This window comes from Bradyrhizobium sp. AUGA SZCCT0169 (assembly GCF_018130085.1).
Classification (GTDB): Bacteria; Pseudomonadota; Alphaproteobacteria; order Rhizobiales; family Xanthobacteraceae; genus Bradyrhizobium.
On the sequence record NZ_JAFCMC010000004.1, the window covers coordinates 122760 to 143007 of the forward strand.

Below are 20248 nucleotides of genomic sequence, written 5' to 3' on the forward strand. Positions count from 1 at the left end.
CATGGCAAAGCCCCTCGCGCTGACATCCGGCGAGCCTGCGGGCATCGGTCCCGACATCGCCATTGCAGCGTGGCTCCGGCGTAACGAACTCGGCCTGCCGCCGTTCTATCTGCTCGGCGATCGCAACTGCTTCGCCGAGCGGGCGAAGATTCTCGGATTGAAAATCGAACTTGCGGACACCAGTCCGGAGGATGCGGCCACAGCTTTTGCCGGCGCATTGCCTGTCGTGGCGACGGGCGAAGTCGCAACCGCGGCGCCGGGCCGGCCGGACAGCACCAGCGCAAGCGCCGCACTCGCTTCCATCCGTCAGGCCGTCGACCATGTCCGGGCCGGACGGGCCAGCGCCGTTGTCACCAACCCGATCGCCAAGAGCGTGCTGTACCGCGCCGGCTTCCGTCATCCCGGCCATACCGAATTTCTCGCCGAGCTTGCCGCCAATGGCGGGGCGGCACCGCAGCCGGTAATGATGCTGTGGTCGCCGGCGCTCGCGGTGGTGCCGGTGACGATCCATCTATCGGTGCGCGACGCGCTCGCGCAGCTTTCGACCGATCTGATCGTGACGACGGCCCGCATCGCGGTGGCCGACCTGAAAGCCCGCTTTGGCCTCGCCAGCCCGCGTCTGGCCGTATCAGGCCTCAATCCGCATGCCGGCGAAGACGGCTCGCTCGGCATGGAAGACATCGAGGTGGTGGCGCCGGCCGTCGACATCCTGCGGCGCGACGGCATCGAGGTCCGGGGGCCGTTGCCCGCCGACACCATGTTTCACGAGGCCGCGCGGAAAACCTACGACTGCGCGATCTGCATGTATCACGATCAGGCGCTGATCCCGATCAAGACCATCGCCTTCGAGGACGCCGTCAACGTCACGCTGGGATTGCCGTTCATCCGCACCTCGCCCGATCACGGCACCGCGTTCGACATCGCCGGCACCGGGCGCGCCAATCCGTCGAGCCTCGTCGCGGCGTTGCGGCTCGCCGCGCGCATGGCGGCGGCCAGGGCGTTTTCCAGCGAAGTGGATACCGGTTCGCGTCAAGAAAACGCGTCAAATCAAAAAGGCTCCACCCCTGAATGAGCGCGATCGACGATCTGCCGCCGCTGCGCGACGTCATCCGCGAACACTCCCTGTCGGCCCGCAAATCGCTCGGCCAGAATTTTCTGCTCGACCTCAACCTCACAGCACGGATCGCGCGCGCCGCGGGTCCGCTCGAGGGCGCCACCATCATCGAGGTAGGCCCCGGCCCCGGCGGGCTGACGCGCGCGTTGCTGGCACTGGGCGCGCGGCGCGTCATCGCGGTCGAGCGCGACGAACGCGCGCTTGCTCCGCTCGACTATATCGCCAGGCGCTACCCGGGACGGCTGGAGATCGTGCATGCCGACGCGCAGCATTTCGATCCCCGCCCCCTGCTCGGCGGCGAGCCAGCCAAGATCGTCGCCAACCTGCCCTACAACATCGCCACGCAATTATTGGTGGACTGGCTCTCGATTGAACCGTGGCCGCCCTGGTATGACATGATGGTGCTGATGTTTCAGCGCGAGGTCGCCGAGCGGATCGTCGCGAAAGAAGACGACGAGGCCTATGGACGGCTCGCCGTGCTGGCCAACTGGCGCGCCGAGACCAAGATCCTGTTCGACATATCGCCGGCCGCCTTCGTGCCGCAGCCCAAGGTTACGTCGTCGGTGGTGCGGCTGGTGCCGCGCGGCGCGCCGGAGCCGTGCGACCGCCGCGCGCTCGAGCAGGTGGCAGCTGCAGCCTTCGGCCAGCGCCGGAAAATGCTGCGCCAGAGCCTCAAATCGCTCTCGGTCGATCCGGCCCGGCTGGCCGCCGCCGCCGGCGTCGATGCGACCCGGCGCGCCGAGACGATCCCGGTATCCGGCTTTGTTGCCATGGCCCGTGAATTGACCAATATACGAACCACCAAATCAAACGTTCCCTGAGGAGAAAATGCCATGGCGCTGATGCGTCGCCAATCGCTGGTCAAATTCGATGCGCCCCTGTGCGAAACCATCGTCGACACGCCCAAGCCTCAAGGCAACGAAGTCCTGGTCCGCATCGAACGTTGCGGGCTGTGCCACTCGGACCTGCATATCCAGGACGGCTACGCCGATCTCGGCGGCGGCAAGAGGCTCGATACCACGCGCGGCATGACGCTGCCGTTCACGCTCGGCCATGAGATTGCCGGCGTCGTCGAGGAAGTCGGCCCCGATGCGCCGAAGGCCCTGATCGGAAAGAAGCAGGCGGTATTTCCCTGGATCGGTTGCGGCCAGTGCCGCGACTGCGCGAACGGCGACGAGAACCTCTGCGTCAAGCAGCGTTTCCTCGGCGTCTCCATCGACGGCGGCTTTGCCAGCCACGTGCTGGTGCCCGACGCGAAATATTTGCTGGATTACGATCCGCTGCCGGTCAACCAGGCCGCGACGCTGATGTGCTCCGGCGTCACCGCCTATGGCGCGCTCAAGCGCCTGGTCGATCGTCCGCGGCAGCGCAATCTGCTGCTGATCGGGCTCGGCGGCGTCGGCATGATGGGACTGTCATTCGCGCAGGCGATGTTCACGCAGAAGATCGCGGTAGCGGATTTAAGCTCGGCTGCGCGCGAGAGCGCCTTGAAAAATGGCGCCGCTGTCGCTTACGACCCGGCAGAGCCCGACGTGGTCAAGCGCATGATCAAGGAGACCGAGGGCGGCTTCGACGAGATCGTCGACTTTGCCGGCAATGAAAAATCGATGGCCTTTGCGGTCTCGGTCGTGGCGCGCGGCGGCAAGATCGTGGTCTCCGGCCTGATGGGCGGAAATTTCAGCCTGCCGATGGTGCAATGGGTCTACAAGCGCATGACCATCGAAGGATTCATGGTGGGCACCCTGGCCGAGGGCAAGGAATTGATGGCGCTGGCGCGCGCCGGCAAGATCAAGCCGACGCCGATGAAGGAAGAACCGATGACCGACGTCCAGAAATGGATCGACGAGTTGCGCGCCGGCAAGGTGGTCGGGCGTATCGTTCTGAAGAACTGAGGCGATGCAGGCGCGCAGCGTTGCCATGAATTGCGGCAACAGCGACGCTGTCGCGTCTTCCGAGGCATTACCGGTAAGTTAGTTGCACCGTCACCGTAGTTCCACGGAATCGTTGGCGGTGTTACTCCTGATCTTTCTTCCTCTATTCAACCAGCCAAAGCGAATCTTGTCCGGTCGTTGAATAACAGGCTTGAGGTCAAGCAAGGTATCCTAGGCCGCTTGCGCTTGCCATCGCTTGAAGGTGCTGCGCGTTTTCGAATCGAGATCGATCTTCATGGGCAGCATGCTGCAGCCGAGCGACCCGCAGGTGCCTCGTCGATGTGCACGCGATGATGCGGTCGCGATACCGAAACGCAACAGACGACCGCAATCAGATGTCGCGCGCGGAATTGTAATGATGGAACCAAGCGGACTCAGGTTAGATTCCATGCAGTTGGAATTTGGCAGGGGGCTCTAATGCCATACTTCAATTTTGATCTCGTCGTCGGTGCTGAGTTTAAAAACCAGGGCGGCATGATCCTCGAGAACACAGATTACGCGATCGATAAAGCAGATAGCCTCGCGAACGAGCTTTGCATCGTTCGTCCCGAGCTGTGTTCGACAGGATGTGCCGTGCGCGTTACTGACGGGGACAGCAACGAGCTCTACCGCACTCCGCTCGAGACTATCGGCCGCGGATGAAATCGTCCGGTCGTGCACCATGAGCGCATGATCTTGCGAATTGCTGCGATGCGTCCGAGTGCACTGTCACCGTAGACATGACGACTGAAAGACAAGTCGTCACGCACCGGCGAGCTGAATCAACTTGCGACCGATCGGCTTGGGCTGCTCGCTGCGCAACACCAGCGACGTCGTCACAGCGCCGTGCCTGGCCACAGCGTCCACGATCGTTTCCAGTTGTTGCGGGGACGGCACGAAAACCTTGAGGATGAAACAATCCTCTCCGGTCAGTCGCAGCACCTCCAGGACGTGAGGCATTTCGGAGAACTGCTTCAGGCAGGATTGAATATGTTCGTGGGTCGTGCGCACGCGGATTACGGCCATCATTCGGAGGCCCAGCGCGGCAGGGTTAATTCGAGCGCCATAGCCGGTAATGACGCCGCGCTCCTCCAGTCGCTTGACCCGTTCGGACGTCGCGGGCTGAGAAAGTCCGACCCTCCGGCCAAGCTCTGACATCGCGATACGTCCATCCTCCTGCATGGCTTCGATGATCGCGATGTCTGTGGGATCGAGGGCTACGACGTTGTTTTCTCGGGATGACATGGGTGAACCTTAAATCCATCGGTGCGCACGCTTCTTTTCCGATCATTTCCCATTCCCGATCGCAACGGAAGACGTCAACTTTGTCCCGTCACAAGGGATAACGGAGCGGACATGGTTGAGATCATTATGGTGCCGGGAATCGGAGGATCGGGTGAGTTGCACTGGCAAACCCGCTGGGAAGACGCAAACCCGCGATGGCACCGCCTTCAACCCTCGGACTGGAATCAGCCTGAACTCGATGACTGGATCGCGGCGCTTGATCGCGCGGTGGGTGCAGCCCGGCAGGCGCCGCTTCTCATCGCTCACAGCCTGGGGTGCCTCTTGGTGGCGCATTGGCAGCAAGTTTCAACGACGCCTGTAGCTGGCGCTTTCCTCGTGGCGGTTCCGAACCCGGAAGCGCAGGCCTTCCCCGTCGAGGCCGCCAGTTTTGCCAATCCGCCGCGGACGGAATTCAGGTTTCCCTCACTCATCGTCGCGAGCGCGGACGACCCGTATGGCACGGTCGAATATGCCCGAGAGAGAGCGAACCAGTGGGGATGCGGTATCGTTGAGGTCGGACAACTCGGACACATCAACGAGACCAGCAAGCTTGAGAACTGGCCGCAGGGAAGGGCGTTGCTCGCAGCTTTCGCCGCCGGCACCGCGAACCGACGGCGAGACAGTTAGAGCACCCGCCTCCAGATCGGATCGAGACCGCCCGCATCACCGCGCGCAGACGAAGCTGGCTGCGCTCTTGGAATCGCCCGCCTTGTATTGCGGCCAGGCCGGCCATTGGCACAGCGGCAGTGAGCGATCGACGGTGATCGGCAGCGCGGGCTGCTGTTCGACGACGACGAGATCGCCAGGCGCGCGGCCCTGCTCCACCCAATCGACGAGAACCGACAGCATGTCGACGCTCGACGGTGCGCCGCTGCCGACGTGATCGACACCGGGCGCGGCATAGAGGCGGACGAATTCGGCGGTCGCCGCCTCACCCATCCGCTTCTGCACCTGTTCGAAATAGCCGATCCCCGCGTAGGGGCTCTGCGCGTAGTCGGCCATGTATTCGAGCATGATGAGCTTGCCGCCACGGGTCTTGAACGCGCTGAGGTCAGGATTGGTCGAATCCATCAGCGCGGAAACCTCGCGCACCCGCTCGGCGAAATCCTCCACCCGGTATTTGCGGACATCGAAATTCGGATCGCGCGCGAAGATGTGCGCGATGCCGCCTGCACCGTAGACCCAGGCGATGCCGTTGGCGGGCACCGGTGGCAACGCCGGAGGCGCGGAGCCCAGCCACCACGCACTCCATCCGCCGGTCGGGCCGTAGGATTTCGTCGCTTCGCCGGAAACGCCCCAGCCCGGATATTCGGTGATGCCGTTGGCGAGCGCGAACGGGAATTTATAGGGTGCAAGCAGCGTGCGAATGGCGTTGACCTGCGCTTCGCTGAGGCACGTGTCGCCGCCAGCCCCGCTGGCGCAGAGCAGTTTCGCCGGGTCGAAGCGCGCCTTGCAGCCGACCGCATCTCCCACCAGGGCGTCGGCGACGCCGTCCTGCGCATCGCAGGCCGCGAGCACCGCGTCGTGCACAAGCTTGACCTGCGCCGGGCGAATCCAGCCCTCGCCCATCGTCGCAAGGCCGGCGCGGGTGCCGGCATGCTGCAGCCCGACCCAGTTAATTACGGGAACGCGGGCGAAGATGCCGTCGAAATCTGCGGGATAACGCTGCGCCATCGTGAGGCCCTCGCGTCCGCCTTCCGAACTGCCGACGAAATACATCCGCTCGGGCTTCGCGCCGTAGGCCCGCTCCATCAGCATGGCGGCAGCGTCGCGCACTTTCTTGTAGGAGGCATGTGCAAAATTGACGAAGGCCTCGTCGTTCGCAGCAAACAGCTGAGGCGGTTCGCCCGGCTTGGTCTCGTGACCGGAGTCAGTGCCGTAGGTCGCAAACCCCCGCGCCAGCGGCGAGGCGCTGTCGAACGGGGCGGCCGGCGGCAGGCTGAGGGCGGTGATCAACACGCCGTTGAATCCGCCGCCGCCATACTGCACCGAGCGGCCGTTCCATTGCAGCGGCAGATTGAGCTGAAAGCGGATCGGCGGCGCCTTCGGATCGGTCGGATCGATATGACCCAGCACGCGGCAGAATTGCGGGGTCGCGGGACTGATGCGGGCGGCGGGGGTTGGTCCGCCCGGCGCGACGGTCAGCGGCTTCGGCTCGGTCAGCGCGGCCGCGTCGACCTTGATCGCACCGCTGCCCGCACCCGACAATGCGGCGCATGCCGCGACCGGGTCGGCGCCGAGAGGCCGCTCGGCCGCAGCGGCCAAGGCTGGCAGTGCGATGAGGCCGGATAGAAATACCGTCGTCGTGATTGCGCGCGATGCGGCGAACTTCGTGATCATGCGATCCCCCCGCGGACTTCACTTTTTGGGTCCTGTCAGGCGAAACTGCCACAAAGCCTGACCGGCGTCACGCCTCGGCCCTGCAGCGACGCACCGCACCGCGCAGCGACGCTGTCGAAACATTACGCCGCACCGATCGGACATCCGGCCCGCTTTTCCCGGGCCACGCAGGCTGGTATCCTGCCGGCATATTGCGGGGAATTATTGGAAATGCGCGGGGCTTTCGACGGCAAAGTCTGGGCGTTTGCAGCGTTGGCGATTCTGCTGTCGCTGATGTCAACCGCGCCCGCCGCTGCCGAGAAACGTATCGCGCTGGTCGTGGGCAACTCCGCCTATCAAAACGTTCCCCGGCTCGACAATCCCCGCAACGACGCGGCGCTGATGGCAAACACGCTCGCCGGTCTCGGTTTTACCCTGGTCGGCGGCCGCGCCCAGCTCGATCTCGACAAATCGGCCATGGACACTGCCGTGCAGAATTTCGGCCGCCAGGTCCAGGGCGCCGATGTCGCGCTGTTCTACTACGCCGGCCACGGCGTTCAGGTGGCGGGTTCGAACTATCTGGTTCCAGTCGGCGCCAATCCGACGCGCGAGGCCGATGTCGATTTCCAGATGGTGGACGTCAACCTCGTGCTGCGCCAGATGCAGGGCTCGGGCACGCGGCTCAACATGGTGATCCTCGATGCCTGCCGTAACAATCCGTTCGGCGCGCGCGGCCTGCGCGCCTCCGACGGCGGGCTCGCCCAGATGCGCGCGCCGGAAGGCACGCTGATTTCCTACGCGACGCAGCCCGGCAACGTCGCGCAGGACGGCACCGGCGGCAACAGCCCCTACACCAAGGCGCTGGCGGCGACGATCAAGCAATCGGGCCTCGATATTTTCCAGACCTTCAACCAGGTCGGCCTCGCGGTGAAGCGCGAGACCGGCGGCGCGCAGCAGCCCTGGGTGTCGTCTTCGCCGATCGACGGCACGTTTTACTTTGTCGCGCCGAGTTCGCCCGCCTCGCCGCAAGTCGCAGTCGCACCGCAACCGGCGCCGCAGCTCTCCAGCACGCTACGCCCCGATCCCGACCGGATCCCGATCAAGGACGTGGCGCTGCTCAGGGAATTGAGCGACCGGCTCTACGAGCTCAATTTCGATCCGGAGCCGCTCGACAGCAAGAACGGCATGCGGCTGGCGATCAGCCAGTTTCAGGCCAAGAGCAGCATGACGCCGACCGGTGAGGCCACCGAGGGCGTGCTGACGCGGCTGCGCAAGATGGACGATCTCAAGCCCTGGGGCTCGATCGTCTACGGCCCTGACAGCAACAAATGGGGCATCTCCTGGAATCACGCGTCGCGGCGCGCGGCGGTCGACGATGCACTCAAGAATTGCGGATCGAGCAAATGTCCGCTCGAGCTCAGCTTCTATGGATCGCGCTGCGGCGCGTTTGCGATTTCGGGGAATTCTTACTCGCTGGTTCAGCGCGACACGGTCCAGCGCGCCAAGGAGGCCGCGCTTGGCGAGTGCAACAAGGCTGGCAAGTCTTGCCGCGTCATCGGTGCGGTCTGCGCCGATGGATCCGGCCGCTAGATTTTACATTCGAGACATTGAAAGCACCGGTTCATGCAAAACGCTGTTCAACGTTCGATCAAGGTTGGTGTGCTCTGCCTTTTGATGTCGGTTGGGTTCGGAACGACCAGCTTCGCGCAATCCGGCAGTGCCGGCGGCAGCATCGGCAATGACGAGAAATCGCTGTCGGGATCGCGCACGACGCCGCGGGCGGTTGAGACCGAAAAACCTGCACGACGCAGCAAACCGAGGCCCGAACCCGAGGAATCGCGTCGCGCTTCGCGGAAGAGCGGTGGCGGTGGTGGTGGCAATTTCGACGGCACATGGGTTGCCCAATCCCAAGGCTGCGGCAACAGCACCGAGCGGTTCGTGATCAGCGGCGGCAGGATCTCGGGTGAATTGAGTTCCGGTCAGGTCAGTTCAAGTGGCTCGACGACGTCAGGCGGATCCGTCTCGGGTTTGAGTTGGCGCAGCTCCGGCCGTTTCTCGGGCCGCAGCGGCTCCGGAACGTTCAGGCGATCGGACGGCTGTTCCGGAACGTGGACAGCGTCGAAACAGTAACATCGCACTTGGCTCGCGCTCGTCTCAGTTAAGGTCGGCATTACATTCGAAGAATTGAAGGCACCTGCTTATGCAAAACGCCGCCGGTCAACGCTCGGTCAGGATTGCTTTGTTCTCCCTGTTGATGTCAGCCGCATTCGGAGCAAGCGTCAGCCTGGCGCAATCCGGCAGCGCCGGCGGCAGCATCGGCAATGACGAGAAATCACTGTCCGGATCTCGCGCCACGCCGCGCGCGATTGAGACGGAGAAGCCCGCACGGCGCAGCAAGCCCGAAGCCGAGAGCCCACGCCGCGCCTCGCGCAGTGGTGGCGGTAGCGGCGGCAATTTCGACGGCGCGTGGATGGTTACATCGGTCGGCTGCGGCGGCACTACGACTAGCGCGGTGGTCGTGACCAGCGGCAGGATCATCGCCCAAGGCGTCAGTGGCAGCGTCAGCGGCAACGGTTCCGCCCGCACGGTCGGCAATTTCAACGGCCTCACGGTCACCAGTTCCGGCCGTCTCTCCGGCCGCAGTGGTTCCGGAACGTTCCGGCAATCGACCGGTTGCGGTGGAACGTGGACGGCCAGCAAACAGTAGCGTTCGCGCCTGTTTTCTAGGCTTCCGCCCGCTTCGCATATTGGGCTGGCGAGCCCCAATTATGCCCTACCCGCTCCGAAATTGCGGCCCATTACGACCCAAGTCTTTAACGAAAACTTGAGACGTAAGTGTCGCGTAAGCGTCGCGTATCATTATCGGGGATGGCCATGTCAAAGCGTTCAGCGAAATTCATCTCGGCGTTCTTCGCCAGTATTCTGGCGGGAACCAGTTTCGCTGCCGTTGCTCAGGACGCCGCCAAAGATAACAGCAAGGAGAACAGCGCGAAAACGGCGGACACCTGCCTGACGCGTCCAAAAGGGGCTTTGCCGGCAGGCGGTCATTGGTATTACCGGACCGATCACGCCACCAAACGCAATTGCTGGTACATCGGCGAAGCGAAGAACAAGACTGCGCGCGCCGCGCCGAAGGAATCTTCATCCGCGCCTGCAGCATCGGACTCCGCACCGGCGGAAACGGCCGATGCCGTTTCGCCGCAGCAGAGCATCAATGCGCGCAAATCGATCGCCAACGCGCGCGCCGAACTGACCGCGCCGCAAGCACGCGTCGAGGATCTGATCGAACCAAAGAGCACGGGCGCCGTGCCCGTTGCCAGCATCGCAAATAGCCAACTTGCGGCCACACCAACCGCACCGGACGCGCCGCCATCATCCATCGCATCGCGCTGGCCGGAATCCTCGGGCGTCACCTCTTCGAGCGGTCCGCGCCTTGCCGCGGCCGAGCCAGCGCAAAGCCAGCAGGCTCAACCCCCGCAGACCCAGAGCCTCCAAACCCAGAGCCTGCAAACCCAGGACGTTCAAACCCAAAGCCTTCAAACCAATCCCGCAACGGCGCCGCCGCCCGCCGTCGCCCCGGTTGCGCTCGCTGTCGCTGACGCATCGCAGGAAAGACGGTCGGCATCGATGCAGATGCTGCTGCTGGTAATGGCTGGTGCACTCGCGCTGGCAGGAATTACAGCAAGTCTGGTTTACCGGTTCGGCCGCGCGCAGGCGATCCCGCTGGAAGCGCGCAGTGATCGCCGAGCGATCTGGGATTCGGTCCCGACCGAACGGACCTCGCCATCGATGTTCCCGGACGAGACGCCGGTCTGGCGCAGCAATACTACCCGCAACGTTGCCCCCCAAGACCTTCCCCGCGATCCGCGCGCACCGGACGATCCGGAGCGGCGGGTGACCGAGATGCTGGCGCGATTGGCGCGCAGCGCGCACACGTAACGCCGGGCGCAGCGTCATCCGGATACGGACTCGGCCTGCTATTTTTCGAGCTGGCGCTGCAGGCCGCGAACGAATTCCGTCAGTCCGGTGCGGCGCTCGCGCTTGAGCCGCTCGGCCTTGAGGATCGACTGCACCTCGGCGAAGGCATGGTCGACGTCCTGGTTGATGACGATGTAGTCGTATTCCGCCCAATGGCTCAGTTCGTGGGTGGCACGGTCCATCCTTCCGCGAATGACCTCGTCTGAATCCTGGGCGCGGGTGTGCAGGCGCTTTTCGAGGTCGGCAGCCGACGGCGGCAGGATGAACACGCTGACCACGTCGGCGCGGGCTTTCTCGCGCAATTGTTGCGTGCCCTGCCAGTCGATATCGAACAGTACGTCCTGCCCGGCCGACAGCGCGGCCTCGACCGGCGCGCGCGGCGTTCCATAGCGATTGTCGAACACGGTGGCCCATTCGAGCAACTCGCCCTTCTTGGCCATTGCTTCGAATTTCGGTTTGTCGACGAAGAAATAGTCGCGCCCGTCGACCTCTCCCGGCCGCATCGGCCGCGTGGTCGCCGACACCGACATCTTTAGACCAGGCATCTTGTCGATCAGCATCCGCGACAGCGTGGTCTTGCCCGCGCCGGATGGCGAGGACAGCACGAACATCAGTCCGCGCCGCTCAACCCCGTCGAAACCACCAGCCGTCATCACTCACTCCAGATTCTGGACTTGCTCGCGGAACTGCTCCACCACGTTTTTCATCTCGAGCCCGGTATTGGTCAACTCCAGATCGTTGGATTTCGAGCAGCAGGTGTTGACCTCGCGGTTGAACTCCTGGGCGAGAAAATCCAGCCGGCGCCCCACCGGGCCGCCCTTACCGATCATCTCGCGGGCCTGGGCAACGTGGGAGGCGATGCGGTCGAGCTCCTCGCGGATGTCGGCCCTGGCCGCGATCATGATCGCCTCCTGATTGAGCCGGTCAGGATCGAAACGATCTGACGTTTCCAGCAGCGCTGCGACCTGTTCGGCCAACCGCGCCCTGATCGCCTCGGGCTTGCGGCCGGGCGCGGCCTCGGCCCTCTTCGCGAGCTTCTCGATCTCATCCATGCGCTGGTTGAGAATGTGCCCGAGCGTGACGCCCTCGCGGCGGCGCATCTCGACCAGATTGGCCAGTGCCTGCTCGAAGGCTAAAGCCGCGGCGTCTTTCGCCGCCTTGTCTTCGGCCTCATCGCTTTCGGGTTCAACCACCTCGATGACGCCCTTGATGCCGAGCAGACCATCGATGCTGGGCGCCACCGCGTCGATCTTGCCGGCGAGCACACCGGCCACCTTTACGATCGAGTTGAGCACGTCCTCATTGATGCGGATGGTCGAGACCGCATTGGCCCGCTTGACGTTGAGATTGGCGTAGACCGTGCCCCGCGACAGCACCTCGCCGGCGCGCTTCTTGGCGAAAGCCTCGAGTTCGTCCCATCCGGGCGGCAGCCGCAACCGCAGGTCAAAGCCCTTGGCATTGACCGACTTCAGTTCCCACTCGAACGTGTACGGCCCGCTGGCGCCGTTGCTCCGGGCAAAACCGGTCATGCTCGATAGCGCCATCGCGTAAAACTTTCCGAAACAGGGAGATGCGAGACTCGGGGTGCGGCGCGAGCTTAAAACGAATTCACGCCTGATGGAATTGCGTTAGCGCTGAACCACCGGCGCCGTGGTGGGCGATTGCGCCGCGCCCTGGCGGGCGCCGGGGGCGGCCGCAGGCGCCGCCGGACGTGCGGGCTGCCGCTTCGTTCCCGTGGGCTTCGGTGTCGTCGCCGTCGGGTTGGTGTCGGCCGCCGGCGCACCAGCCGCCGCAGGCGGTGCGGCCTCTTCGGCCGGTTCGACGGTGTCGTTCTGGATCTGCTTTTCCAGCACCCGCAGCTTGGCGACGTTCTTCTGGTGCTGGTCGTAGGTCTCGGTAAAGGTGTGTCCGCCGCTGCCATCGGCGACGAAGAACAGGTCGCGGGTCCGCGCCGGGTTGGCGACCGCCTCGAGCGAGGCGCGGCCGGGATTGGCGATCGGGCCCGGCGGCAAGCCCTCGATCACATAGGTGTTGTAGGGCGACGGCTGGGTGATCTCGGAGCGTTTGATCGGCCGGCCGAGCGTACCCTTGCCGCCCACCAGCCCGTAGATGATCGTTGGATCGGACTGCAGCTTCATCTTCTGTCGCAGCCGGTTGGTGAAGACGGCGGCGACCCGGCTGCGCTCGTCGGCACGGCCGGTTTCCTTCTCGACGATCGAGGCAAGCGTGATCAATGCCTCCGGCGACTTGACCGGAATGTCCGGATTGCGGCGTTCCCAGATTTCCGCAAGCATCCGCTTCTGCGTCTGCTGCATGCGCTGGACCACCTGGTCGCGGCTGGTGCCGCGCGGGAATTTATAGGTTTCCGGCAGCAGTGTGCCCTCGCGCGGCATTTCCTTCAGCGAGCCCGAGAACAGATCGTTGTCGGTGAGGCGCGCCACGATCTGCTCGGAAGTCAGGCCTTCGGGAATGGTGACGCTGTGCTGCACCACCTTGCCTTCGACGATGGTGGCGATGACATCGCGCAGGCTGGCGCGCTTCTGGAACGAATATTCGCCGGGCTTGAGATCGGAACTCGCCTTCAGCGCAAACACGCTGCCGATGAACAGCCACGGATTGACATTGATCACGCCCTCGCGCTGCAGCGCGTCGGCGATGTCCCTTTTGCCGGCGCGCGCCGGAATGTTGACGATCTTGTCTTCCAGCAGCGGACCCGGCGTCTCTAAAAGCTGGCGGCCGTAATAATACGCGGTCCCCGCGCCGATCATCAAAATGATCAGAATGGTGATGATGGCATTGCCGATCACGACAAACGGATTGCGGGCACGCTCCGACCGCTTCGGCGGCGGCGGTACCTGCTCGGGCTCCAGCGCAGCGCGCGGGCTCCGGGGGGAAATGGGCGGCCTTTCACTCATCGATGCAACCTGAATCCTGCCGGTTCAATCGTGGCCTGACAAACCCCTGCCCGGCCAATAGCATACGCCCACGTCTAGGAGTCATCGCCGAATACGGCAAAACGGTGGAGTCGCTCTAAACACTTGCTAACTAACTACGCGCCGAACGATGACGGAGGCGTTGGTACCTCCGAAACCGAAAGAATTCGACAGCGCGACGTTGATCTCGCGTTGGCGCGCCGCTTGAGGCACGAGATCGATCGCCGTCTCCACCGACGGATTTTCCAGATTGATGGTGGGCGGGGCGACGTTGTCGCGAATCGCAAGGATGCTGAAAATCGCCTCGATCGCGCCGGCCGCGCCGAGCAGATGCCCGGTCGACGACTTGGTCGACGACATCGACACCTTGGACGTTGCATTGCCGAGCAACCGCTCCACCGCACCGAGTTCGATCTCGTCGCCGATCTGCGTCGAGGTGCCGTGCGCGTTGATGTAGTCGATATCGGAAGCGCTGATCCCAGCGCGCTTCAACGCCGCACTCATGCTGCGGAAGGCACCATCGCCGTCCGGCGCCGGCGAGGTGATGTGATAGGCGTCACCGGACAGGCCGTAGCCGATCACCTCGGCGTAGATTTTCGCGCCGCGCTTTTTGGCGTGCTCATATTCCTCGAGCACCACGATGCCGGCGCCCTCGCCCATCACGAAGCCGTCGCGATCCTTGTCGTAGGGACGCGAAGCCCGTTCCGGCGTGTCGTTGAAGGCGGTCGACAGCGCACGCGCCGCGCAGAAGCCCGCCATCGCCAGCCGGCAGATCGGCGATTCGGTTCCGCCCGCCACCATCACCTCGGCATCGCCGAGCGCGATCAGGCGGCTGGCGTCGCCGATCGCGTGCGCACCGGTCGAACACGCGGTGACGACGGAATGGTTGGGTCCCTTGAGGCCGTGCTCGATCGAGACGTAGCCGGAAGCGAGATTGATCAGCCGCCCTGGAATGAAGAACGGCGAGACCTTGCGCGGGCCGCGCTCCTTGAGCAGCAGCGCGGTATCGGCGATGCCGGACAGGCCGCCGATTCCGGACCCGATCAGGGTGCCGGTCGCGCATTTGTCTTCTTCGCTCTCGGGATGCCAACCGGCGTCGTCGAGCGCCTGGCGCGCGGCGGCCATCGCAAAGATGATGAAATCATCGACCTTGCGCTGGTCCTTTGGCTCCATCCACTGGTCCGGATTGAAGGTGCCGCCGCTGCCGTCGCCGCGTGGAATCACGCAGGCGATCTGGCTGGAGAGATCGGCAACCTCGAAGGTCTCGATTCGCCTGGCTCCGCTCCGGCCGGCGAGGATACGCGCCCACGTTGCGTCAACGCCGCAGCCGAGTGGCGTAACCATGCCCAGCCCCGTGACGACAACCCGCCTCATATCAAAAACTCCGGCCCGAAACTGGCGGTCCATAACAAGAAACCGGGGGACCGTTCGACAACGGCCCGTCCGGCTCTATGCGCACCGCGCGGGGGCGTCAGCTTTTCGCGTTCTTTTCGAGAAATTTTGTCGCGTCGCCGACGGTCAAGATCGTTTCCGCGGCGTCATCAGGAATCTCGCAACCGAACTCTTCTTCAAATGCCATCACAAGCTCGACGGTGTCGAGGCTGTCAGCGCCAAGGTCATCGATGAAACTTGCCGCATCGACCACCTTCTCGGGTTCAACACCGAGGTGCTCGACCACAATCTTCTTAACCCGCTCGCCAATCTCACTCATCGTTCAACCTCGTGCTTGTTCCATTGGACCCGACCCCAAGATACCGCAAGACGATACGAGCCATCGTGGTCGTTAAACTTCCTTCGCAATCGCGCATAGTCTTGATTCGGCACGGTGGTAGCCGATAAAGGCCCGGCGAACGGCAGGCGTCGCCACGCCAATATACAGGGTTTCAAAATCCTGCAATGGCCTTGTTTGCCCATCCGTCGGTGGTTCGGTTATCATACTTCCCTACCGTTGACTACAAGCCCTCGGCCGGCCGCCCGAAACGGCCCTTGGCCGCATCGATCGGGCCGTTAAGCGGCTCAAATCATGGCCATTCCGCCGTTGACGTGGATGGTTTGCCCGGTGACGTAAGCCGCCTCGTTCGAACTGAGATAAACCGCCGCCGCGGCGATGTCCTCGGGCGTTCCCAGCCGTGCTGCAGGAACCTTCGACAGGATGGTCTCGCGCTGCTTGTCGTTGAGCGCATCCGTCATCGGCGTCTTGATGAATCCGGGCGCGATGCAATTGGCGGTCACGTTGCGCTTGGCGTATTCGCCGCCCAGCGTCTTGATCAGGCCGATGATTCCCGCCTTCGACGCGGTGTAATTGGCCTGTCCGGGATTACCGGTCACACCGACGATCGAGGTGATGGCAATGATGCGGCCGAAGCGCTTGCGCATCATCAATTTGGTCGCGGCGCGCGCCAGGCGGAAGGTCGCCGTCAGGTTGACGTTGATGACGTCGTCCCAATCCTCGTCGCGCAATTGCACGAACAGATTGTCGCGGGTGATGCCGGCATTGGCGATCAGGATATCGACCTGCCCCATCGCCGCTTCCGCCGCGGGCACCAGGGCCTCGACTTCCGCGCTGTCGGAAAGATTGCACGGCAGCACGTGGACGCGCTCGCCGAGCTTGGCGGCGAAGGCATCCAGCACTTCGCGGCGCGTGCCCGAGATCGCCACCGTCGCGCCCTGCGCATGCAGTGCCTGCGCGATGGCGTTGCCAATACCGCCGGTCGCGCCGGTCACCAGCGCCGTTCTGCCCGTCAAATCGAACATCGAAATCTCCTTGGTTCGGCAGCTTACTTCGAAGCCGCCAATGCATCCTTGGCGGCGGCAATGTCGCCGGGCCCACCGACGGATACGCCAACGGCACCGTCGGCGATGCGCTTGACCAGCCCGCTCAGCACCTTGCCGGCGCCGATCTCGAAAAACCGCGTGACACCGTGACCCGCCATGTAGGCGACCGACTCGCGCCACCGCACGGTGCCGGTGACCTGCTCGATCAGGCGGCGCCTGATCTCGTCGGGATCGGTGATCGGCGCGGCCAGCACGTTCGACACCAGCGGCGAAGCCGGCGCCTTGATCGTCACATCGACCAGCGCCTTCGCCATGGCGTCGGCCGCGGGCTGCATCAGCTTGCAATGGAACGGCGCGGACACCGGCAGCAGCATCGCGCGCTTGGCGCCCTTTGTCTTTGCGATTTCAAGCGCGCGTTCGACCGCGGCCTTGTCGCCGGAGACCACCACCTGCCCGCCGCCATTGTCATTGGCGGCCTGGCAGACCTGACCTTGCCCAGCTTCAGCCGCTACAGCCACCGCCGCCTCATAATCGAGGCCGAGCAATGCCGCCATGGCGCCGACGCCGACCGGCACGGCCTTTTGCATCGCAAGGCCGCGGGTGCGGAGCAGACGCGCGGTATCGCTGATACTGAGGCTGCCGGCCGCGGCCAGCGCCGAATATTCGCCGAGCGAGTGACCGGCCACGAAGGCAGCGTCCCGCCCGACCGAGAATCCGGCCTCGCTCTCCAGCACCCGCAAGGTCGCGATCGAGACCGCCATCAGCGCCGGCTGGGCATTTTCGGTGAGCTGAAGGGTTTCGGCAGGCCCCTCCCAGATGATCGCGGTCAGCTTTTCGCCAAGCGCCGCATCGACCTCGTCGAATACCGCCCGCGCGGCCGGAAAGGCTTCCGCCAGGGCCTTGCCCATGCCGACCGCTTGGGAACCCTGCCCCGGAAATGTAAATGCAGCCGTCATCGGCACTCCCTCATCAAGATGGGGCCGTAAGACACTGACCGAGCCCGGGATGTCAAGCCGCGTTGCGGAATCGCAAGGCCCTTCAACGGCCTTTCAGACGCTTTGGGCTAGAAGCCGCCGGCCTTCTGATCGCCGCCGACCTCGGCTCCGGCCCGCGCGCGGCGTGCGCTGCTCACCAGCTGGCCCGGGCGATCCTGCTGGTTCGGCTTCGCGGTCGCAAGGCGCAGCACCGCAGCATAGTTCGGCTGCACCTCCATGCGATCGGCATGCCGGCTTTGGCTGAGAATGCGGTGGACGCGCGGCAGGTTGTAGCAGGGCACGTAGAACAGCAGATGATGCTCAAGGTGATAGTTCACGTAATAGGGCGCGATGAACAGCCGCTCGAGGAAACCTGCATGGGTGGTGCGGGTGTTGCGCAAGGGATCGCTGCTGTCGGGCACCACGGCATGCTCGGCGATATTGCGGATGCGGGTGATCACCATCTGCCAGGTCAAGAGCGGCAGGAGCCATAACAGCGGATAGGCCCACCACACGCCGGCGACGGCGAGCCCTGCGAACATCGCCGCATTGACCGCGCATTGCGGGCCGAGCTTTTCCCAGAAGTGCGCCGCGCGCTGCGACAGCGGCCATTCCGCCGGGCCGAGCGCGTTGAGCAATTGCGCCTTGCGCTGCTGATAACCGGTCTGGCCGGTGATATCGCGCAGGAATTTGCGGCGATAACTCATCTTCGTGATCGGAAACGGCGCCGACAGAATGAGATCGGGATCGTCCTCCTGCTGGGTGCGCGCATGATGCTGCAGATGATAGCGGCGATAGGCGCGGGTCTCGGCAAAGACCGGATAGGCGCAGAACCACTGGCTCAGGGTCAGATTGGCTTTCTCGTCGGCCGACAGACAGCCATGCGCGCCGTCATGCATCAGGATCGCAAGCCCGAGCTGGCGCGAGCCGATGATGCCGACCGCCAGCAGAAAGGTCAGCGGATTGGGCCACCAGGCCACCAGCGCGATCGAGCCGATGATCAATGCCCAGGCATGCGCGATCAGGGCGACGCCTTTCCATGTCGAGCGCCGGCGCACGGCGATCAATTCATCTTCGCTTAGGAAATCACGGGCACGCATGCGAAGCGCTGTCATGACGGTGTCTCCCCTTCGGGTGAATCTGAAGCTGATGTGGGATTGCCGACGAGGCGCAGGCGGCCGCCGTCGCCGGCCGATTTCGTGGTCGCCTGCTCGCCCAGCACGCGCAGCATCTCGGCGGATAATTCGTCGGCCGAACGGCCCATGGCATAGCCCTCGACCATCACGCCGATCGCGACCGCCCAGAATCGCCGCGAGGTCGCGTCGGGATCGCGCAGCGTGCTCCAGCCGTGCCGTTCGATCTGGTTCGAATAGGCCCGGAGCCCCTCTCCGTGCAGCCGTTCGATGGTGCGCTCGACCAGCGGCGCGAGATCCTGGCGGCGGCGCGTCAGCGTCAGCGCCTCGGCAAAGAAGGCGACCGAATCCGTTGACGTCACGCTCTCGACCAGCGCGCGCGTGTAGTCGCGCGGCGTGTGCGCCGACAGCGCCGCCTGCTCGGCCGCACGGGCGACATAGAGCATGTCGCGGCAGGCGGCCTCGACGAACAGCGCTTCCTTGGTGCGGAAGTAGTAGGTGATCTGGCTCGGAAACGCGTCGGCAGCGGCGGCGATGTCCGAGATCGAGGTGCCTGACAGGCCCCGTTCCTTGAACAGGCGGCTGGCGCCATCCAGCAGGCGGGAGCGCATCTGGCGTCCGGCCGAACGCGTGGCGCGGACGGCGTGCTTGGGATCGCCGGCCAGTGCCTGAGCGGTTTCGACGGGATCGGAAACCATTTTGGGAGCCATTTTGCCCTCTTGTCCGTTATTTGTATGATATACAAACAAATATGTCAACGAGGCCCTTGGAGGCGGCGGTCGGCCAGGGCATCAACCCGGCCAAATCCCCGCATCAACGCTTGCCAGCGGGCTCAAAATCTCTATAAACCGCGCATCCGTGGATCCCGGCCGGGAGCTGAACGGACGGTCTCAGCAATCTCACCTTTCGGCGATGTTGATGTGGCAGGGCCAGTTGGCCCGTCGTCCCGTGCTTCCGCCTTCTGAGCATTATCGAGTCCTTTCCGAAGGTCTCGAAGGGCTTGCCGCCGGGAACCGCGCCAACACAGGAAAGGACACCCATGCCTCTTTATGAGCATGTTTTTCTCGCGCGTCAGGATGCGAGCACCCAGCAGGTCGAAGAGCTGACCACCCAGATGACGGGCATCGTCGAAGGGCTCGGCGGCAAGATCACCAAGACCGAGAACTGGGGCGTGCGCTCCCTCACCTATCGCATGAACAAGAATCGCAAGGCACATTTCGTGCTGATGAACATCGATGCGCCCTCCGCTGCGGTCACCGAGATCGAGCGGCAGGAGCGGATCAGCGAAGACGTCATCCGCTATCTCACCGTCCGCGTCGAAGAGCACGAGGAAGGTCCGTCAGCCATGATGCGCAAGGCCGATCGTGACCGCGAGCGCGACGATCGTGGCGGTGGTTTCCGTGGTGACCGCGAAGGCGGCTTCCGTGGCGATCGCGAAGGCGGTGGCTTCCGGGGCGACCGCGGGCCGCGCCGTCCGCGCGATGAAGACGCAGCGGTAGAGGAGTAAGAATCATGGCTGAAGCTGGTGCACGCCGTCCGTTTTTCCGCCGCCGCAAGACCTGCCCGTTCACGGGTCCGAATGCGCCGAAGATCGACTACAAGGATTCCAAGCTGCTGATGCGTTACGTTTCCGAGCGCGGCAAGATCGTGCCGAGCCGCATCACGGCCGTCTCCGCCAAGAAGCAGCGTGAACTCGCCCGCGCCATCAAGCGCTCGCGGTTCCTCGGCTTGCTGCCTTACGTTATTCGCTAAGACGATTTCGATCGGCGGCATCTGTGCCGCCGATCGCGACTTTTCATAAGGCTTCCGGGTCGTCCGGTCGCCGATG

The 20248-nt window shown here is 64.1% G+C and carries 21 protein-coding genes and 1 pseudogene; 10 read left to right on the top strand and 12 right to left on the bottom strand.

Annotated features, from left to right (window positions below; translation table 11 throughout):
• Window position 1: 1 nt before the first annotated feature.
• From pdxA to JQ609_RS06190, 4 genes and pseudogenes are all read left to right on the top strand, one after another.
• Window positions 2–997 (top strand): annotated as a pseudogene (pdxA, locus tag JQ609_RS06175) (4-hydroxythreonine-4-phosphate dehydrogenase PdxA); the annotation flags it as partial.
• Window positions 998–1068: 71 nt separating this feature from the next.
• Complete coding sequence (rsmA, locus tag JQ609_RS06180) at window positions 1069–1935, top strand: 16S rRNA (adenine(1518)-N(6)/adenine(1519)-N(6))-dimethyltransferase RsmA (RefSeq protein WP_212208002.1); 867 nt, start codon at window positions 1069–1071, stop codon at window positions 1933–1935.
• A gap of 12 nt (window positions 1936–1947) precedes the next feature.
• On the top strand, window positions 1948–3006 hold the full coding sequence (locus tag JQ609_RS06185) for an alcohol dehydrogenase (RefSeq protein ID WP_212208001.1): 1059 nt from the start codon (window positions 1948–1950) through the stop codon (window positions 3004–3006).
• 456 nt (window positions 3007–3462) lie between these two features.
• Entirely contained in the window at window positions 3463–3687 is a 225-nt protein-coding gene (locus tag JQ609_RS06190) for a hypothetical protein (RefSeq protein ID WP_192740718.1), read from the top strand.
• A gap of 99 nt (window positions 3688–3786) precedes the next feature.
• Here the strand turns inward: JQ609_RS06190 and JQ609_RS06195 are convergent, their stop codons facing one another.
• Entirely contained in the window at window positions 3787–4269 is a 483-nt protein-coding gene (locus JQ609_RS06195) for an Lrp/AsnC family transcriptional regulator (protein WP_212208000.1), read from the bottom strand.
• A gap of 111 nt (window positions 4270–4380) precedes the next feature.
• On the opposite strand from JQ609_RS06195, the gene JQ609_RS06200 reads away from it, so the two are divergent.
• On the top strand, window positions 4381–4935 hold the full coding sequence (locus JQ609_RS06200) for an alpha/beta hydrolase (RefSeq protein WP_212272465.1): 555 nt from the start codon (window positions 4381–4383) through the stop codon (window positions 4933–4935).
• A gap of 36 nt (window positions 4936–4971) precedes the next feature.
• Here the strand turns inward: JQ609_RS06200 and JQ609_RS06205 are convergent, their stop codons facing one another.
• A complete protein-coding gene (locus tag JQ609_RS06205; protein ID WP_212207998.1) occupies window positions 4972–6648 on the bottom strand; it encodes a tannase/feruloyl esterase family alpha/beta hydrolase in 1677 nt (558 codons plus the stop codon).
• Between the two features lie 273 nt (window positions 6649–6921).
• Here JQ609_RS06205 and JQ609_RS06210 point away from each other — a divergent pair, with 273 nt between their 5' ends.
• A complete protein-coding gene (locus JQ609_RS06210) occupies window positions 6922–8217 on the top strand; it encodes a caspase family protein (RefSeq protein ID WP_249119203.1) in 1296 nt (431 codons plus the stop codon).
• 47 nt (window positions 8218–8264) lie between these two features.
• Here JQ609_RS06210 and JQ609_RS35730 read toward each other — a convergent pair whose 3' ends face one another.
• On the bottom strand, window positions 8265–8555 hold the full coding sequence (locus tag JQ609_RS35730; RefSeq protein WP_212207996.1) for a hypothetical protein: 291 nt from the start codon (window positions 8553–8555) through the stop codon (window positions 8265–8267).
• Window positions 8556–8827: 272 nt separating this feature from the next.
• Between JQ609_RS35730 and JQ609_RS06220 the strand changes: the two genes are divergently transcribed.
• Both JQ609_RS06220 and JQ609_RS06225 read left to right on the top strand, forming a co-directional pair.
• Entirely contained in the window at window positions 8828–9334 is a 507-nt protein-coding gene (locus tag JQ609_RS06220) for a hypothetical protein (protein ID WP_212272467.1), read from the top strand.
• Window positions 9335–9501: 167 nt separating this feature from the next.
• On the top strand, window positions 9502–10566 hold the full coding sequence (locus JQ609_RS06225) for a hypothetical protein (RefSeq protein WP_212207994.1): 1065 nt from the start codon (window positions 9502–9504) through the stop codon (window positions 10564–10566).
• Between the two features lie 38 nt (window positions 10567–10604).
• Here JQ609_RS06225 and gmk read toward each other — a convergent pair whose 3' ends face one another.
• The 9 genes from gmk to JQ609_RS06270 form a co-directional block, all read right to left on the bottom strand.
• Window positions 10605–11258, bottom strand: a complete 654-nt coding sequence (gmk, locus tag JQ609_RS06230) for a guanylate kinase (RefSeq protein WP_192740726.1) — start codon at window positions 11256–11258, stop codon at window positions 10605–10607.
• A gap of 3 nt (window positions 11259–11261) precedes the next feature.
• Complete coding sequence (locus JQ609_RS06235; RefSeq protein ID WP_212207993.1) at window positions 11262–12149, bottom strand: YicC/YloC family endoribonuclease; 888 nt, start codon at window positions 12147–12149, stop codon at window positions 11262–11264.
• An 84-nt stretch (window positions 12150–12233) separates the two neighbouring features.
• The gene (mltG, locus tag JQ609_RS06240; RefSeq protein WP_212207992.1) at window positions 12234–13520 is read right to left on the bottom strand and encodes an endolytic transglycosylase MltG; all 1287 of its coding nucleotides are present in this window, start codon (window positions 13518–13520) and stop codon (window positions 12234–12236) included.
• A gap of 126 nt (window positions 13521–13646) precedes the next feature.
• On the bottom strand, window positions 13647–14912 hold the full coding sequence (fabF, locus tag JQ609_RS06245; RefSeq protein ID WP_212272470.1) for a beta-ketoacyl-ACP synthase II: 1266 nt from the start codon (window positions 14910–14912) through the stop codon (window positions 13647–13649).
• 97 nt (window positions 14913–15009) lie between these two features.
• Window positions 15010–15249: an acyl carrier protein gene (locus tag JQ609_RS06250; RefSeq protein ID WP_006020277.1), complete on the bottom strand. Its 240-nt coding sequence runs from the start codon at window positions 15247–15249 to the stop codon at window positions 15010–15012.
• 305 nt (window positions 15250–15554) lie between these two features.
• Window positions 15555–16292, bottom strand: coding sequence for a 3-oxoacyl-[acyl-carrier-protein] reductase (gene fabG / locus JQ609_RS06255; RefSeq protein WP_212272473.1), 738 nt, complete (start codon window positions 16290–16292; stop codon window positions 15555–15557).
• A 23-nt stretch (window positions 16293–16315) separates the two neighbouring features.
• Window positions 16316–17269: an ACP S-malonyltransferase gene (fabD, locus tag JQ609_RS06260; RefSeq protein ID WP_212207989.1), complete on the bottom strand. Its 954-nt coding sequence runs from the start codon at window positions 17267–17269 to the stop codon at window positions 16316–16318.
• Between the two features lie 107 nt (window positions 17270–17376).
• Complete coding sequence (locus tag JQ609_RS06265) at window positions 17377–18402, bottom strand: fatty acid desaturase family protein (RefSeq protein ID WP_212207988.1); 1026 nt, start codon at window positions 18400–18402, stop codon at window positions 17377–17379.
• Window positions 18399–19130, bottom strand: a complete 732-nt coding sequence (locus JQ609_RS06270; RefSeq protein WP_212207987.1) for a TetR/AcrR family transcriptional regulator C-terminal domain-containing protein — start codon at window positions 19128–19130, stop codon at window positions 18399–18401. The genes JQ609_RS06265 and JQ609_RS06270 overlap by 4 nt, the downstream gene beginning before the upstream one ends.
• A 329-nt stretch (window positions 19131–19459) precedes the next feature.
• Between JQ609_RS06270 and rpsF the strand changes: the two genes are divergently transcribed.
• Together rpsF and rpsR are read left to right on the top strand one after the other, a co-directional pair.
• Complete coding sequence (gene rpsF / locus JQ609_RS06275) at window positions 19460–19927, top strand: 30S ribosomal protein S6 (RefSeq protein ID WP_192740693.1); 468 nt, start codon at window positions 19460–19462, stop codon at window positions 19925–19927.
• Between the two features lie 5 nt (window positions 19928–19932).
• Window positions 19933–20172 carry a 30S ribosomal protein S18 gene (rpsR, locus tag JQ609_RS06280; RefSeq protein WP_002711478.1) on the top strand — a complete coding sequence of 80 codons (240 nt, stop codon included), beginning with the start codon at window positions 19933–19935 and terminating at the stop codon, window positions 20170–20172.
• The last annotated feature ends 76 nt before the right edge of the window (window positions 20173–20248 follow it).

Bases quoted from the DNA above. Each gene is read 5' to 3' on its own strand.
- rpsF (WP_192740693.1), top strand. From the start codon at position 19,460: ATGCCTCTTTATGAGCATGTTTTTCTCGCGCGTCAGGATGCGAGCACC.
- fabD (WP_212207989.1), bottom strand. From the start codon at position 17,269: ATGACGGCTGCATTTACATTTCCGGGGCAGGGTTCCCAAGCGGTCGGC.
- JQ609_RS06270 (WP_212207987.1), bottom strand. From the start codon at position 19,130: ATGGCTCCCAAAATGGTTTCCGATCCCGTCGAAACCGCTCAGGCACTG.
- gmk (WP_192740726.1), bottom strand. From the start codon at position 11,258: ATGACGGCTGGTGGTTTCGACGGGGTTGAGCGGCGCGGACTGATGTTC.
- JQ609_RS06235 (WP_212207993.1), bottom strand. From the start codon at position 12,149: ATGGCGCTATCGAGCATGACCGGTTTTGCCCGGAGCAACGGCGCCAGC.
- JQ609_RS06265 (WP_212207988.1), bottom strand. From the start codon at position 18,402: ATGACAGCGCTTCGCATGCGTGCCCGTGATTTCCTAAGCGAAGATGAA.
- JQ609_RS06195 (WP_212208000.1), bottom strand. From the start codon at position 4,269: ATGTCATCCCGAGAAAACAACGTCGTAGCCCTCGATCCCACAGACATC.
- rpsR (WP_002711478.1), top strand. From the start codon at position 19,933: ATGGCTGAAGCTGGTGCACGCCGTCCGTTTTTCCGCCGCCGCAAGACC.
- JQ609_RS06200 (WP_212272465.1), top strand. From the start codon at position 4,381: ATGGTTGAGATCATTATGGTGCCGGGAATCGGAGGATCGGGTGAGTTG.
- fabG (WP_212272473.1), bottom strand. From the start codon at position 16,292: ATGTTCGATTTGACGGGCAGAACGGCGCTGGTGACCGGCGCGACCGGC.
- fabF (WP_212272470.1), bottom strand. From the start codon at position 14,912: ATGAGGCGGGTTGTCGTCACGGGGCTGGGCATGGTTACGCCACTCGGC.
- JQ609_RS06205 (WP_212207998.1), bottom strand. From the start codon at position 6,648: ATGATCACGAAGTTCGCCGCATCGCGCGCAATCACGACGACGGTATTT.
- JQ609_RS06190 (WP_192740718.1), top strand. From the start codon at position 3,463: ATGCCATACTTCAATTTTGATCTCGTCGTCGGTGCTGAGTTTAAAAAC.
- JQ609_RS06210 (WP_249119203.1), top strand. From the start codon at position 6,922: ATGTCAACCGCGCCCGCCGCTGCCGAGAAACGTATCGCGCTGGTCGTG.
- JQ609_RS06250 (WP_006020277.1), bottom strand. From the start codon at position 15,249: ATGAGTGAGATTGGCGAGCGGGTTAAGAAGATTGTGGTCGAGCACCTC.
- JQ609_RS06225 (WP_212207994.1), top strand. From the start codon at position 9,502: ATGTCAAAGCGTTCAGCGAAATTCATCTCGGCGTTCTTCGCCAGTATT.
- JQ609_RS06220 (WP_212272467.1), top strand. From the start codon at position 8,828: ATGCAAAACGCCGCCGGTCAACGCTCGGTCAGGATTGCTTTGTTCTCC.
- mltG (WP_212207992.1), bottom strand. From the start codon at position 13,520: ATGAGTGAAAGGCCGCCCATTTCCCCCCGGAGCCCGCGCGCTGCGCTG.
- rsmA (WP_212208002.1), top strand. From the start codon at position 1,069: ATGAGCGCGATCGACGATCTGCCGCCGCTGCGCGACGTCATCCGCGAA.
- JQ609_RS06185 (WP_212208001.1), top strand. From the start codon at position 1,948: ATGGCGCTGATGCGTCGCCAATCGCTGGTCAAATTCGATGCGCCCCTG.